Genomic DNA, 14,829 nt, shown 5'->3' on the forward strand with positions numbered 1-14,829 from the left:
TAGGTCCCGAACTCCCCAGTGGTCTTCTCTGTGGTGATCAGGGGAGTACCCGTGAAGGCAATCTTGGGGGCATTGGGTAGGGCGGTGTTGATGGCAGCACCCAAGGTTCCGTACTGGGTGCGGTGTGCCTCATCTGCCAGCACGATGATCCGATCTGAGTCGTTGAGACAGGAGTACCCAAAGTCCCCTTCCTGCAGTTTCTGAATCGTGGCGGTGACCAGATCAGAAGCGTCCCTCGCAAGCAGTTCCTTGAGGTGACTGACCGAAGAAGCGTTGAGGACAGATTCTCCTTGAGCGTTTCGGAAGGTGGCAGTCAGTTGCCCGTCTAGTTGGGTGCGGTCCGTCAGGAAGACGAGTTTGTAGTCCCGTAGCAGTGGGTCACGACGGATCTTCTGGGTGAGGAAGACCATGGTGAGGGACTTGCCTGAACCCTGGGTGTGCCAGATGACCCCGCCCTTGCTCTTGCGTTCGCCTGGTGCCTTGAGACGCTCAATGGTCTTCTGGACTGCCCTGAACTGCTGGTAACGGGCAATCTTCTTGATCGTGCGACCGCTTTCTGTTTCGTAGAGCGTGAAGTTCTGGATGATGTCCAGGAAGTTCTGAGGTTTCAGCAGTCCCTGGATCAGGAGTTGTTGGGCATTGGCAGGGGACCCCAGTTCCTTGGCATCCGTGGGGTATGGGTCCTTCCACTCCAGGTAGTACTCCACTGGGGATGAGATGGTCCCAACCCTTGCTCCGTCCCGATGGGTGGAGATCATCACCTGGTTGTAGTGGAAGAGTTTTTCGCACCCTTCTGTGTCGCTTGGATTTCTGAGGTTGGCGTAACGGCGTAGTTGGTTGATCCCCTCTGCCATCGGATCGGTCACGAATGGCGACTTGCACTCAATGACCCCTAAAGGCAATCCATTCACAAACAGCAGGATGTCGGGAATGATGTTCTGGGATGGTCCCTGGATCTTGAACTGATCAACGCAGAGGAACTCGTTGTTCTCTGGGTTGTCAAAGTCAATCAGTTTGAGGGTCTGACCACGACGACCACTGCCCAGGTCTTGATCAACGCTGAAGTACTGGGTAAGTCGTTCCCAGAACCACTTGTTTGACTCCATCAAGGTGGAGAACTGAATCAGGGTGACTTCTCGGACGACCTTGCGGAGGTTGTCTTCGCTGATCCAGGGATTGATGCGTTGGATTCCTTGTTCAAGGTTGGGTGTGAGCACCACATCCTTGAGTGATGAGCGGTGATTTGACTTCTCAGGGACAAGCGTTGTTCCATCCAGATGAGACCATCGCAGACCCTTGAGTTGTTCAAGGGCAGGTGCCTCTACAAATTGGCGCTCGTCTCCTGCCATTAGATGATGACCCTCTTGCGACCTGAAAGGAGGTCAGATATAACTGAAATGCGAATCTTCTCCGCCTTATCTATTTGCTTTGAAATTGATTCAATGGTCAAGTCAAGTGCTTGGCAAATGCGAACAACCCTATCCATCTCAGTATTGGACTTGAGGGGAACCTCTAGACCCCTAAGCGAATCAAGATTGAGCGCTTTCTGTGCATTTCCTTGAGAAAGAAAAGAAATCTTTTCCTGTGCCGCTGCGCCCCCTAAGAAGCAATGTAGGTAATCGGAAATTCCTGGACTGGAAGTTCTAATTACGGCAAATTGGCGACTGACATTTGCGCCCTGAAGGGCATCAGGCACTCTTGCCGTAATGCCAATGGAACCAATCAGCGAGATCAGCAGGTCGCCAGTCTTCACCTCTGTCTTCGCATATTTATCATGAAGAGTTCTTGAGATATAGGACAATTTCTCTGTCTGTATCTTGCCCTGGTTGATGTCTTGGATCTTGATCATTGGCACTCCTTCGTCCCTGGTTACGTTGTCAGGTACAAGCACTCCATAGGAGATGGGAATGCTTGCGAGTGACTGAAGATCTGAGACCTGTGTCGCTGTTTGCTCTGAATCCTTCGGAGATTTGAAGATGTGACGTGAAGTTGCACTCTTGGCGAATTTGACCTTCTCTTTCTTGAGGCGCAGTCTTCTTATGCTTTTGTCAATCCCAGAGAGTATCTCGGCGATCTTCTTCTGCTCGGGGAGGGGGGGGATGTCTATCTCCAATTCGCTGAGATCTTTGCCTGAAATTGCGTCAAAAGTACTTCCTTGTGAAATTCCTTGGAGATAATTCTTTTTGAATTCAATTTGGTGCCATAAAAACTCTTGGAGCAGGTTTTTTTGATCTGCCCTCAAGGCAGAAAGTCCTCTTCCAATACAGCAGTAATCTGGGGCAAGATTTGATTCCCCTACTGGTGCTCTAACCGAAATGAGAATATCGTTCTTGTTTGCGATCTTCAGCGGTTCGGAGCACCAAGTCTTTGCCTGTGCATATTTTGTGCCAAATTCGGACTTTCCCTGAAAGAATGGAAGTCCAATCCTGTCTTGATTGTATGTGTCAGAACTTGGGGATTGTCCGAGAATAATTTCACAAACTTTTCCCAATTCCGTTTGTTTCCACTGCTCACTCATAACCCAACTCCTTCAAGAACCCGTGCATCACTGCTTCTGATTCCTTGACCTCTGCATCAATCTGGGCGAGTGAGACCCCGTACTTCTCCCACCACCGCTCAAACTGCTGAATCACCCCATCAGAAGCATTCCCCAGATGCTGGCGAATCTGGGACTTCTCCTTGATGTCATCTTTGAATTTCAGGTACTCCCCGTCTTTCGGCACCAGGACCACGCTCACATCAAATCCTTCAAGAATCTCCTGGATGTAGTCACTCTGAGTTTCCTTGATCGGCACTCCACCATGAAGGATGCCACGGACATCAAAGGGTTCAGGTGGTGGTGAGGTGTCTGCGTAACGACGGATGTTCAGGTTGTGGTCGTTCTCCCGAATCTCCTCAATCGGCACGACCCGTGAAAATCTCTTGATTTCGTTGTAGGCGTCAAAGCATCCCACAACCTTATCAATATCCAAATCCCTGAGGATATTTTGATTCTTGCCTTCTTGACAATCAAGTTCGGCATTTATAAAGAGCACTTTACCTTTTCGCTCCACTGCCTTGTTCTTATTGATCACCAGCAGTGCTGCAGGAATACCAGTGCCATAGAACAACCCTGAAGGCAGACCAATCACTGCTTCCACCAGATCGTCTTCAAGGATGCCCTTACGGATCTCACCTTCTTGACCACCACGGAATAGGACACCATGAGGGACCACCACACCCATGACACCCTCTTGATTGAGTGAGGCGATCATGTGCTGAACGAATGCCAGATCACCCGCATCCTTGGGAGGAATGCCGTAGCGGAACCTTCCATACCCATCGTGTTCGGCAGATTCACGCCCCCAGTTCTTCAAGGAGAATGGAGGGTTGGCAATCACCCGATCAAACCGCATCAGTTCGCCATTCTCCACATGCTGAGGTTCGCCCAGAGTGTCCCCCTTGCGAATGTCTGCATTGAAGAACCCATGCAGGAACATGTTGAGTTTGCAGATCGCCCAGGTGCTCAGGTTCATCTCCTGACCGAACAACTGAATGTTCTGCTCGTTCTCCCCGTGTCGTGACAGGTAGTTTCTTGATTGGAGCAACATCCCTCCTGACCCGCAGGTCGGATCCAGCACCTTCATGCCTGCATGAGGTTTGATCAGGGACACCAGCAGTTTCACCACCTCACCAGGGGTATAGAACTCACCACCCTTCTTGCCCGCAGAATCAGCGAACATCTTGATCAGATACTCGTAAGCAGCACCCAAGAGGTCAGGACGCTCAAAATCCTCCGTTCTCAGGCGGAACTTGGAGTAGTGGGAGAGCAGGTCCCGTAGTTTGCCATCGTTGAGTTTGTTCTTAATGTTGAAGTCAATGGAGACCAGCACCCCCTCCAGTGTTGGGTTGTGCTCCTCAATCGCTTCGGTTGCCTTGTTGAGTTCGGCACCGATGTCGTGCTTAAGGTCCTTGAGGTTCTCCCACCTTCCTTTCTCTGGCACATAGAAGGTCTTGTCGTACTCGTCCTTGTCGTCGGCGAGTTCTTCTGCTTGCTCCTGGGTCTTGCCTTTATCCAGGTAGTACTGGATCACCCCCTCCCTTGCCTCATCAAAGGCATCGGACAGACGCTTGAGGAACAGCATCCCGAAGATGTAGTCCTTGAATTCCGAGGCATCCATGCTTCCCCGCAGGATGTCGGCACTCTTCCAAAGGAACGACTCCAGTTGGGAGAGGGTTAGTTTCTGCCCGATCTGGAAGGTCGGTTCAGGGGCAACGCCATTGCCACCGCCCTTGGGTTTTCTGCCCCGCTTCGGTTTAGGTGCCTCATCAGACCTCAGCGATGCCAGCAGGTCATCCAGACCACCCAGGTCTTCATCCGTTTCTTCTTCGTCTGCTTCGGGGGTTGCGAAGGTCGCTGAGTCGGTCACTCGGTCTGGTCACTTCCGCCCATTCTCGCCTGCTGGACTGGGTTTTGCCCGTTATGCGGTTCCCGCATAGTTATTGGTGGATGCCTGTGGGAACACTGAGAAGTAGTCGCTTCTGACGATGACCGCCCTCACTGCCTCCGTTCCCTCCAGCGAGGTTCTTGAGAGTGCCCTGCTGACCTTGGAACAGATCAGCACTCGCATCACGGTGCTTGCTCTCAATGCCTCAAGGAACCCAGAGCAGGCGCCCAGTGTGCGGATACTTCTGGGTGACCTGCTGGCGGATATCCAGGACTGTGAGAGCGAGTTAGGGAGTTATGCCCCTCTAGATGCCTGAGTTCTTCTTCCCTCTGCTCCAGATAGACCCGCAACCATTGCGCTGCTACCTCTGCCGCTGTTCCTTCTTCCAGATCCGCTCAAGTGACTTGCGAAACTCCCCACCGCTTTGTGGTCTTGCCAGGTCACGCTTCCAAAAGATGCTGCTAATCCACCAGACCTGAAGACCGCCAAAGACCAGGGCGACCAGACCCAGTTGGATGTATCCCCAGTTCAGGTGGTCCATCAAGACCACTTCTCCCAACGCCACTGAAGCGCCATTGGGTCAGGACCTTGTTTCAGGTGGCGGACATTGGAGCGATGGACCTGGAGAGTGCTGAGGTCTTGACCAGAAGCGGGAACCACCTCCAGTTGCTCTGGATCCAGGCACCACTTCCCCAGGTCATACAGGGCGTGGTGATTGCGGCAGAGAAGGAGTCCGTTGCCACCCCAGTCGCTGCCGTCATCGCTCACAGGGACGATGTGCGCTGCCTCTATGACCTCTGGCGGGGCATCGCAAAGGCAGCAGCGCCGTTCCCCATACCTATTGATGACTGCTGCCCGAAACGCTGCCTGACTGCGTTTCTTGGAGTTGCTGTGCTTTCGCTTCGTCTCCCGCACCTGAAAGCACGACCCTTCTTCGTCCTCAGGCAGTAGGTAGTCACTTCTGCCCCCTGTTGAGTAGGTGAAGACCAGAGACCTGCTCAACGGGTCGTCAGCAACGAACTCCACCCGATCCACCCGCCGCCTTGGTCCCTTGCCTCGGACCAGATCCCCCTTGGCATTGGTGTCACGGATGAGGAAGAGGGGCATCCCCAAGAACAACGCCGCCCTCATCGCATCAATGTCCCCCTTGTCGTAGGTCGTTGCTTGGGTTGCTGGGTAGTCGTAGGTGCCCGTCTCCTCCCCGATCTCGTCCTCGTACTTGCCCCTACTGCTGATACCCACGCAGACACCATTGCCTGATTCGCTCAGGTGGGCAGTGGATCCCTTGTCTCGCCAGATGCCACGAGCGCCGTTGTAGCAACCGATTTCACGGACCTCATCAGCAGTGAGTGGGCGTTCCTGCTGGATGCGCTGAACGGCATCCCACATCTCTGAACGCCTCTGGCGCTCCGCCTGGATCGCTTCGGGACTGGTCATTCTCTAATGGTGCCCCGAATCGCAGTCATCGATGAAAAATATTCATGGAATTGCCTTCCATACTTTGCCGTACATTTCAAAAGTCTTATCATTGTCAATACCGCTAACACCTATGGACCAAACTCCCGCATTTGGAGCACAACTTCCAGTGAAGTGCATTGGCGAATCTTTGTGATCAGCATGGAAATCTCCCTCCTTCTTGTTGTCACTCATTATTGTTTCTTGTGATTCTGTAAATCCATTCTTGTCCCCTGCTGTCTTCATATTTTTTAGGCATGCTTCAACGCTTCCGCTAAGTAGTCCTCCTCCAACGTATGCAATGGTTCCCGCCATGGCGCTAATTGGAGCGATTGCAACGACAGCAGTAAGCGCCTGACCTGTCAACCAAAATCTTAGTTTCATTATTAGTTTATAACTATGTTCGATACTAATTCTGCGACGGTAGTTTGTCAATATGTTTCTTGATCCTCCCTGGGCACTGCCCCTCCTAACCGAAGCAGTGGTCTCGATGCCCCGCCTCAGGTACCGCTGTATGACTATTTCGCTTCTTTGATGAGGTGAAACCATCATTCACCACTTCTTTCTGGCACAGAGCAGCGGCGTGGCATCAACATTCAAAGGGAGTTGCTCATCACTCCCTCTGCTGCGCCCTCTGACACCTCTTGGTCTGCTGGTGCTGCCTGAATGCCCACTGGTTGCCCTTCACGACCATCCCGCAGTGCTCACAGGGTGTGGTTGGTGCGGAGCGAACCCAGTTGGCAGGTCGCTCACCCACCAGTTCCCTGCGTGATGGGTCAATCCCGCGTCTTTGCTGGTAACGAGCAAGAGCAGGCGCGGTGGTAGTGAACCCCGTTTCCAAGCAGCGGAATAGGAGGTTCTGCCCCCGAAGGTTTTGGTGGTTGGGGGCACTCACCCTCGCTGCCTCCCGCTCTCCTGCGTCGTGGTGTCCTGATGTCCGTGCTTGCCGTCACAGTGGGCGCTAACAGTCGTGCCCGTCAGCAACGTCGCAACGGTTAGGGCGAGTAGCAACAGGCGCTTCATCTGGTCTTGTTGGGTCTTTTGAGAATGGTATAGATGTTTCCCTCTGTTGGCGAATGCCTTTGCGATAAGGGACTCAATGGACTCCTTGACCCCGCCACCCGACCGCGATTAGTACAGGTGTATCTACCCGCCAGTGATGCCTGCTGTCCGCCCTGTGCCACCTGCGACCCCCGCTGAGGAGTGGGAGTTCCTTGAGTGGAATGTCCTCAAACCATCCCGCTCCTCAAGCGTCTGTATTACCTGCCAGCACTTCCGCTACGAGGTGGGCAGGCACTGCGTCACCCTGCTGACCTGTCCGATTCATCAGGGTCTGATTCCTCAAGGGGAGCACCTCACCAAGCGGTGCTCTCAGTGGGTTGCTCGGCAGGAGGTTGCGGTTGGTTGGTGTCCTGAAGGTGGGTGAGGTGCCTTGAGTGTGTCTGCATGAACACCTGTCAGGCGACATCGAAAACTGAGCCAGAGGCGACACGAAAACTGAGCCACTTTTCAGACGATCCATCGACTAATCCACCTGGGGTTGTCCTTGTTCCGCTCGAGCCGGAGCGGGCTAAGGCAGTGCCATCAACGGCGGGTGTGGGCTTTGGCGTTGCCTTGAGTGGGCAGGGCCATGCATCACGGGGTTTGATCGACCTGGAAGGTGCGATGCAGACGCCGGAGGAGGTGCTGGTGATGCGCCAGCTGCTAGAGCGCGGTTGGAGCAGGCGGCGGATTGCGGCGGAGCTGGGGATGTCCCGCAACACGCTGGATCGCTACCTGCGGCTCGATGAGTGGCAGCCATACAGCACCCTCAACCGTCCAGGGCGACTTGATGAGCATCGCCAGTGGCTGCAGCAGCCGTTTGAGCAGCACCACGGCAACGCCGAGGTGGTGCGGCAAGAGCTGCTGAAACAGAAGGGAATCGGGGTGAGCCTGCGCACCGTCGAGCGAGCGGTGCAGACGTGGCGAGAAGCGCTGCGCCAGAGCCGTCAAGCGACGGTGCGCTACGAAACCCGGCCAGGCAAACAGCTGCAGGCTGACTTTGGTGAGCTGTGGGTAGAGATTGGCGGGGTGCGCACCAAAGTGCACATCTGTGTACTGACCCTCGGCTACTCGCGCCGCCAGGTGGTGCGGGTGTTTCGCCACCAGCAGCAACGCCATTGGTTGCAGTCGCTGGAGGAAGCGTTCCGCTACTGGGACGGTGTGCCTGAGCAGGTGCTGGTCGACAACGCCAAGGCGCTGGTCACGCTCAACAACCCCAGAACGGGCGAGCTGGTGATCAACCCCACCTTTGCTGCCTTTGCACGCCACTGGGGGTTCACACCTAAAGCCTGCTGGCCGCACCGACCGCAGACAAAAGGCAAGGACGAGCGCGGGGTCGGCTATGTGAAACGTGGCGGACTGGCCGGTCACCGCTTTGACACCTGGGGCCAAATGGAAAGCCATCTGGAGTGGTGGAACCGCGAGATCGCCGACGTGCGCATCCACGGCACCACCGGTGAGCGACCGCTGGAGAGGTTTCAGAGGGAGGAGGCAGCAGCGCTGCTGCCGTTGAACGGCAAGCCGTCGTACCTGGCGGAGCAGGAATTCAGCCGTCGTGTCGCCAGGGACTGCTGCGTGCAAGTGGAAGGCAACTGGTACAGCGTGCCGGCGGCCCTGGTGAGCCAAAACGTCACGGTGCAGATCCGCAACCAGCAGGTGGTGATCCGCCAAGCGGGCTGCATCGTGGCGCGTCATTCCCGCCAAATCGCCAACCAGCGCTCTCGTCAGGTGATCGCCGGCCATTGGGCCGGCCTGGTGCCTCAGCGGGCGATCGATGCAGCCCAGAGCGGCAACGGTGCCGTCGCTGAGGTGGTGCTGCTAGATGCGGTGCGGCGCTCCGCGCTGGCCCGGCCCCTGAGCGACTACGCAGCCGCCATAGCGGAGGTGGGCTGATGGCACGCAGCAAGCCAGCTACAACAGCGGCAGTAGCCACCGGCCTCCCCACAGCTGAGTCAACCGACATCGCACGGATGGTGGAGGAACTCGATGGAATGCTCATCCGGCTGCGGCTGGGGGCAATCCGCGAGCAGCTCGACGCTCTGCTGGAGGAAGCGGCACGCCGGCAGCTAAATCTGCGCGAAACCTTGGCCTGGCTCTGCGCAGCTGAGGTGGCCAGCAAGGAGCAGCGGCGGTTGTCGATGGCCATGACCATCGCCCGGTTCCCTTTAGTGCGCACTCTGGAGGGATTTGAATTTGAGGCGCAGCCCTCGATTGATCCAGGCAAGATTCGCGATCTGGCCACCTGCCGCTGGGTCGCCAATGGCGACAACGTTGTGCTGCTGGGTCCGCCCGGTGTGGGCAAGACTCACCTGGAGGTGGCCCTCGGCCGCGAGGCGGTCTCCCGGGGCTACACCGTGCAGTTCACCACGGCGATGGAGCTACTCGGGTCGCTGGTCAAAGGTCAGCAGCAGGGCACGCTGGAAGTGCGGCTGGCGCAGTACACCAAGTCAAAACTGCTGATCATCGATGAGCTGGGCTATCTGCCGTTGGAGCCGGCGGCAGGGCACCTGTTCTTCCAGCTGATCTCACGCCGCTACGAGCAGGGCAGCGTGCTGATCAGCTCCAACCGGCCGGTGGAGGAGTGGGACGAAGTGTTTGGCGACCAGGTGGTAGCCGCCGCGATCCTCGACCGGTTGCTACATCACAGCCATGTGGTGACGATCCGCGGCGATAGCTACCGGCTCAGGGAGAAGCGCAGATCCGGGCTGTTCCGCACTCAGGCGGTTGGCTCCTCGCCGCCGATGCCAACCAAGGAGGACTGAGGGAAACAGCAAGAACAACACCGCCTGCACCAGCGACAGAAACAACCCAGTAACCAGCCACGAAACCATGAACAAACAAAAAAACTACCGCCGCCGCCAACGCGGAATCACTCCGATAACGACACCCCGCAACAGCCCAGGGGTGGCTCAGTTTTCGATGTCGGAAGTGGCTCAGTTTTCGATGTCGCTTGACACACCTTCGGGAATGACTAAATCCGAATACCAATCGCAAGGATTCCGATGGTCTCCTTCATATAACTACCTCTTTCTCCTTGATGATGCTGGTGATAGTTGCAAGGGCAAGACCTGTCTGCTCTTGGATGGACCTGTAGGACTCTCCCTCTCCACGAAGTCGGATGACCAGCGACTCCTTTTTGTTGGATGTCTTGGGTCTTCCTCCCAGGTTCCCCCCGTTCTTTCGTCTGTATTCGACTGACTCTCTGCTCCTTTCCTGTATCAGTGACCTTTCCACCTCAGATAGACCAGTGAGCAGTCCCACGACAAGTGGAGCAAGTTTGCCTAGGGCAGAAGTGTCGATGAGTCCGTCCAGGGTTTTTACCTGGATTCCTTGCTGTTGGAGTTCGTTGAGTCGGTTGATGACCTCGACCTGGGACCTGCCCAACCTGTCCAACTTCGACACCACAAGGATGTCCCCCTTCTGAAGCACCGAAAGACAGGTGCGGAGTTGATGCCCTTTCTCCAGGGGGGTGGTGATTGCGGCAGAGGAGGAGTCCGTTGCCACCCCAGTCGCTGCCGTCATCGCTCACAGGGACGATGTGCGCTGCCTCTATGACCTCTGGTGGGGCATCGCAAAGGCAGCAACGCCTTTCCCCGTACCGACTGAGAACTGCTGCCCGAAACGCTGCCTCCCAGTGAGATGGTGAAGCCCAGAGACCTGTGCAAGGGTTTGTCAGCGACGAATTCCTCCCGATCCACCCGTCGCTTTGGTCCCTTGCCGATGTCTCTGGGGATTGACTTTCTTAGTCACGAAAACGCTTATTTAGATCGTGACAAACTGAATAGGCACTTTCTACAGTAGGTACTCTCCTTTCTTTTTCCTGAAGACGGTCATCATTCACCAAGTACCACCCTTGAGTGCTCCGCCTGATATGGCAGTGCTCTGCTTCATTTGCGTGAGATGCAAGTGACATATTGCTTGTGTACCCTTGGTTGTCCATGGTTCCTCATGCCTATGCGTCCACCATAAGATCCGCAGGTGCATGATCCATCACATATGAACCAGGGATGATGCTTAATACCTATTCGATTCCCTTATAGGCATTTTGACTTCCTGCTTGATTATTTGTTGGTCGTCTCCACCCACCTCACCCTGACGATCCTGTGACCCTCGAGGACTAGGCTCATTCCTCGTGGCGCTTGGGCACCAGCACTCAAAGGGAGTTGCTCATCACTCCCTCTGCTGTACTGTCTGACATCGCTTTGTTTGCTGGTGCTGCATGAATGTCCACTGGTTGCCCTTCACGATCATTCCGTAGTGCTCACAGCCCGTTGTAGGTGCCTGTTCCTCGTTGGTAGCGGGTGAGTGCAGGAGCGGACGTCACCAATCCCATGCCCAGGCAGCGGAACAGGAGGGTCTGCCCTCGACGGTTCTGGATTTTGGTCGGGTTGACGGTCACACCATTTGATCAGTGTTTGTGACGGTGGTGTCCGTCGCTGACATGTGGATGAGCATGGGCAATCGGTTCGTGCCGATGCGGATGCGAGTGCCAGTAGAGACCATCTGTTTGCACCCCGTTCGCTTCTCCATTGGGATGCTGGTGAGCATGGTGCGGGTCCTGGTCGCCAAGGTTGTGGAGGTGCTTGTGCTCATGCCACACCTCGTCATGGCGGTGCCAATGGGCGTGGTCTTCCTGGAGCAACAGAACAACGCCGCCAATCATCAAGGCACCTGATGCGATCAGGTTGGCGTTCACTGCTTCCTTGAGTGCAAGCACAGCAAAACCTGCTCCAACAAAAGGTGCTGTCGCAAAGATCACTGATTCCCTGGCAGCGCCTAACTCCCGCAGCGCCAGCAGATCCAACCAGATGGAGAGTCCATATCCGATCCCACCAATCGCCAGTAGCACCACGACCTCTATGGGCGTTGGAAACCTTGCCTCTGTCAGTCCTGCCAGCAACAGCATCGGCACAGACGCACCAACCGATTTCAGCAGGGCGATCTGCATTGGGTCCCTGATGCTCAGGCGCTGACTGATGTTGTTGTCTATGCCCCATCCAAGACACGCCAGGGCGATCAACGCTGCTCCATGAAGGGTGGTTCCTGAAGCGTTGGCGCCCCCGATGACAACTGCTCCAGCAAGGATCAGTGCCGCAGCAGCAATGCCTTTGCCGCTCAGGTGTTCCCTGCCAACCAGGATGGCGATTCCCATCGTGAAGACCGCCTCCAGGTTCAGTAGTAGGGATGCAGAACCTGCTGACAGGAGCGCCAACCCGCTCACCAGGCAGATGGGCGCAGCGATGCCGCCAATCATGGTCAGCAACGCCAGTATCCCCAGGTCCTGGCGTTTGACCGAACTCTCCGAAGTGCTTTGCCCTCTCACTGCTCTTGCCGTTAGCAGCGCCATTGCAGATCCGCCGTAGAGCAGTCCCGCCAGGGAAAGCGGCGATCCTGTTGAGATCAAGGTGCTGATCAGTGGAGAACTCAACCCAAAGGTCACCGCAGCAAGCAGACCCTTAAGCAGTCCTTGTTTCCGATGGTCCATCACCCCAGCGTAAATCCAGTGCCTGTCTTGGATTGACTCCAGGAGCACTTGACCCCACCCCACTCTTGCAACTAGTACAGATGTACTTACACGCCAGTGATGCCTGCTGTCCGCCCTGTGTCACCTGCCGCTCCCGCTGAGGAATGGGAGTTCCTTGAGTGGAATGTCCTCAAACCCTCCCTCTCCTCAAGCGTCTGCATCACCTGCCAGCACTTCCGCTACGAGGTGGGAAGGCACTGCGTCACCTTGCTGACCTGTCCGATTCATCAGGGTCTGATTCCTCAAGGCGAGCACCTGACCAAGCGGTGTTCTCAGTGGGTTGCTCGGCAGGAGGTGGCGGTTGGGCGGTGTCCTGAGGGTGGGTAGTGCTTTGAGTGTGTCCGCACGAGCAACCTTTACGAACACCATTCCATAGGGTTTTCATACACCCTTGAGGACTTCTATCGGTTCCAGTTTGGGGTTGACTGATGGGTGATTGATTGGTTGACCAGTCCGTCACATGGTCACGGACCTTGAGGTCAGTACAGATGGTTGGTTGCGTAGTCCTCCATCCATTCTTCCAGCACCTCCTCTGGATGTCTGAGGTCTGGTTTCCTTTCCAGTAGCGACCAGATCTCCCAATAGATCTCCTCAACCTGTTCTGGGAGACCTTCGTATCCCTGCATGGCACCAAGGTCTGTGATGTTCTCGTGGATTGCCAGCAGGGATTTGAGAACCAGTTCTGTTTTTCCTTTGATTTTTGGTCGTATGGGTCCTGATGTTGGTCCTATACCCATCCATTTTCGTAGCAGCATCCTTACTGGCATTGGTTTCTTACTGTTACTTCCATTCTGGTTCAGTCCACCACCAGGTGCATGGTCCTGCCGACCCAGACCTCCTTCAGGGTCCGACCCTGTGAGTCGGTTCCTGAAGGTGTCTCTCTATGGCGGTGGGCGGTGTTCTGAGGGTGGGTAGTGCCTTGAGGGTGTCCACATGAACACCTTCGGCAATCACCCCATGGCGTGAGCGTAAATGCCTAATAGCGTTGGGGAGTCGTCATGAGCGACGGGAAGTATGTCCTTGGCGGAGTCGAACACGCCAGGGATTTTTTTGTGAACAAACCTTGCTGCTGCTCGCGTTCAACGCCTGTGCCTGACTCAAATACCGCTCTATGGCGGAGTTCGACCCGTCCATAGGTCGAGGAAGTGGGCGGAAGTTTCTCTCCCGTCGCTCACGCCCCACTCCTCTCTCTTTGCCCTAACACCGATGAAGAGCGTCATTGCTACTGGTCTGACGGGCGCCCTGACATTTCTTGCTCTGATGACCAGTTCTGCCCTTGCTCAGCAGATGTTCCCTGCTGGCGGTAGTGGTGGGACATCCTGCCCAGGTGGATCTAGTTACAAGGGGAGCGGGTATTGCCGTGCCACCAAACCAGGGCAGCAGTTCTTCCCTGCTGGAGGCAGTGGCGGCACCTCTTGCCCAGGAGGTTCCAGTTACGCGGGGTCTGGATACTGCAAGACGCGCTGATCCTTCCGATTCACCAGGGTCTGATTCACCAAGGGGAGCATCTGACCAAGCGGTGCTCTCAGTGGGCGGCATGGCATGGGCAAGCAGGGGTGGTGCCCTGAGGGTGGGTGAGAGATGTTGGGGTAGCATTGTCGCCCAAATGCACTCTGGGGCAGTCGATTTGCCCCTTCCGTCGAGTTGACGGAAGAAAACTGATGATGGGGTAAATGTTGGGGTAAATCGCACCCCAACACCTCAAAAGCGTCTGAGAGAGTCCAGGTTTGACCGAACTCGACGGACACCCTCTCCGCTTTTACAAGGTTTCAGGCGGATTTCAAAAATTTCCCCTACTCCTGCAGCTAAAGGGGATTGGTGCGCTGGCGGAAATGCTGGATTTCAGAGACCAGTTTCATTGTTTCCTCACTGAGGCGGATGCCGAACTGCTTTGGAGCATCGGAATGGTCGTCTTAACAATCGTTGCTTGCCTATAGCCAAGCAGGCTATGGCTCTATCAGGCAAATCGTGACACCTGCCATTCAGTATTGCCTTTGCTTTGCGTAAGATGAATGATGTTTTCAAAATCTTTCTCATCCCGCCATTTGAGTTCAGCGTTAATGCCAAGATTATCGGGTGTAATGTTGTTATTCAGGCTTAAGTGTTCTGCCGCAAATTCCAATATTTTTAATGCCTGGGGTAGCTGGGCGACCCATCGGTGGTGTTTGTTTTCGTATTTTATCTCAATTGCAAAATTCTTAATCGCAGCATTTAGCGCAGTTGGGTCGTCAATTAATTCCTCTCTGCGTTGAGTGCCATCGCCAAAAATATTGATATAGAAGTATATGCTTCCTTCGATTGCAGGTGCTTTTAGGATGCTATCGCTACCAATTTTGGCAAGAAGTTCCCTATTCTCTTCAACCGTCTCCTCGCCAAGGCGAC

At 55.3% G+C, this 14,829-nt stretch carries 13 protein-coding genes; 4 read left to right on the plus strand and 9 right to left on the minus strand.

Translation table 11 applies throughout. The features are described 5' to 3' along the window. The 3 genes from KBY72_RS12120 to KBY72_RS12130 all read right to left on the minus strand — a co-directional run. Positions 1-1,349: type I restriction endonuclease subunit R (locus KBY72_RS12120; protein WP_254993699.1), on the minus strand; the 1,349-nt coding region annotated here is incomplete at its 3' end. Then, complete coding sequence (locus KBY72_RS12125) at positions 1,349-2,518, minus strand: restriction endonuclease subunit S (RefSeq protein ID WP_254960127.1); 1,170 nt, start codon at positions 2,516-2,518, stop codon at positions 1,349-1,351. The genes KBY72_RS12125 and KBY72_RS12120, both read right to left, overlap by 1 nt. Beyond that, a complete protein-coding gene (locus tag KBY72_RS12130) occupies positions 2,511-4,409 on the minus strand; it encodes a type I restriction-modification system subunit M (protein WP_254960128.1) in 1,899 nt (632 codons plus the stop codon). The genes KBY72_RS12125 and KBY72_RS12130 overlap by 8 nt, the downstream gene beginning before the upstream one ends. Before the next feature lie 118 nt (positions 4,410-4,527). Between KBY72_RS12130 and KBY72_RS12135 the strand changes: the two genes are divergently transcribed. Beyond that, positions 4,528-4,743 carry a hypothetical protein gene (locus KBY72_RS12135; protein WP_254960129.1) on the plus strand — a complete coding sequence of 72 codons (216 nt, stop codon included), beginning with the start codon at positions 4,528-4,530 and terminating at the stop codon, positions 4,741-4,743. 224 nt (positions 4,744-4,967) lie between these two features. Here KBY72_RS12135 and KBY72_RS12140 read toward each other — a convergent pair whose 3' ends face one another. Further along, the gene (locus KBY72_RS12140) at positions 4,968-5,864 is read right to left on the minus strand and encodes an HNH endonuclease (RefSeq protein WP_254993700.1); all 897 of its coding nucleotides are present in this window, start codon (positions 5,862-5,864) and stop codon (positions 4,968-4,970) included. A 42-nt stretch (positions 5,865-5,906) separates the two neighbouring features. Next, complete coding sequence (locus KBY72_RS12145) at positions 5,907-6,266, minus strand: hypothetical protein (RefSeq protein WP_254993701.1); 360 nt, start codon at positions 6,264-6,266, stop codon at positions 5,907-5,909. A 1,194-nt stretch (positions 6,267-7,460) separates the two neighbouring features. Here KBY72_RS12145 and istA point away from each other — a divergent pair. Continuing rightward, on the plus strand, positions 7,461-8,816 hold the full coding sequence (gene istA, locus KBY72_RS12155) for an IS21 family transposase (RefSeq protein WP_254960133.1): 1,356 nt from the start codon (positions 7,461-7,463) through the stop codon (positions 8,814-8,816). Next, positions 8,816-9,685, plus strand: coding sequence for an IS21-like element helper ATPase IstB (gene istB / locus KBY72_RS12160; RefSeq protein ID WP_315859553.1), 870 nt, complete (start codon positions 8,816-8,818; stop codon positions 9,683-9,685). The genes istA and istB overlap by 1 nt, the downstream gene beginning before the upstream one ends. Positions 9,686-9,935: 250 nt before the next feature. Here istB and KBY72_RS12165 read toward each other — a convergent pair whose 3' ends face one another. The 3 genes from KBY72_RS12165 to KBY72_RS12180 all read right to left on the minus strand — a co-directional run bounded on the left by KBY72_RS12165 (position 9,936) and on the right by KBY72_RS12180 (position 13,214). Beyond that, positions 9,936-10,445 (minus strand): recombinase family protein, encoded by a 510-nt coding sequence (locus tag KBY72_RS12165; RefSeq protein WP_254993702.1) that lies wholly within the window; start codon positions 10,443-10,445, stop codon positions 9,936-9,938. 886 nt (positions 10,446-11,331) lie between these two features. Beyond that, entirely contained in the window at positions 11,332-12,408 is a 1,077-nt protein-coding gene (locus tag KBY72_RS12170) for a DMT family transporter (protein WP_254960135.1), read from the minus strand. 518 nt (positions 12,409-12,926) lie between these two features. Continuing rightward, on the minus strand, positions 12,927-13,214 hold the full coding sequence (locus tag KBY72_RS12180; protein WP_254960137.1) for a hypothetical protein: 288 nt from the start codon (positions 13,212-13,214) through the stop codon (positions 12,927-12,929). A 960-nt stretch (positions 13,215-14,174) separates the two neighbouring features. Between KBY72_RS12180 and KBY72_RS12185 the strand changes: the two genes are divergently transcribed. Then, complete coding sequence (locus KBY72_RS12185) at positions 14,175-14,384, plus strand: hypothetical protein (protein ID WP_254960138.1); 210 nt, start codon at positions 14,175-14,177, stop codon at positions 14,382-14,384. Positions 14,385-14,404: 20 nt separating this feature from the next. Here the strand turns inward: KBY72_RS12185 and KBY72_RS12190 are convergent. Continuing rightward, the coding region (locus tag KBY72_RS12190; protein WP_254993703.1) for a hypothetical protein at positions 14,405-14,829 on the minus strand (425 nt) is incomplete at its 5' end.

This window comes from Cyanobium sp. BA5m-21 (genome assembly GCF_024346235.1).
Lineage (GTDB): Bacteria > Cyanobacteriota > Cyanobacteriia > PCC-6307 > Cyanobiaceae > Cyanobium_A > Cyanobium_A usitatum.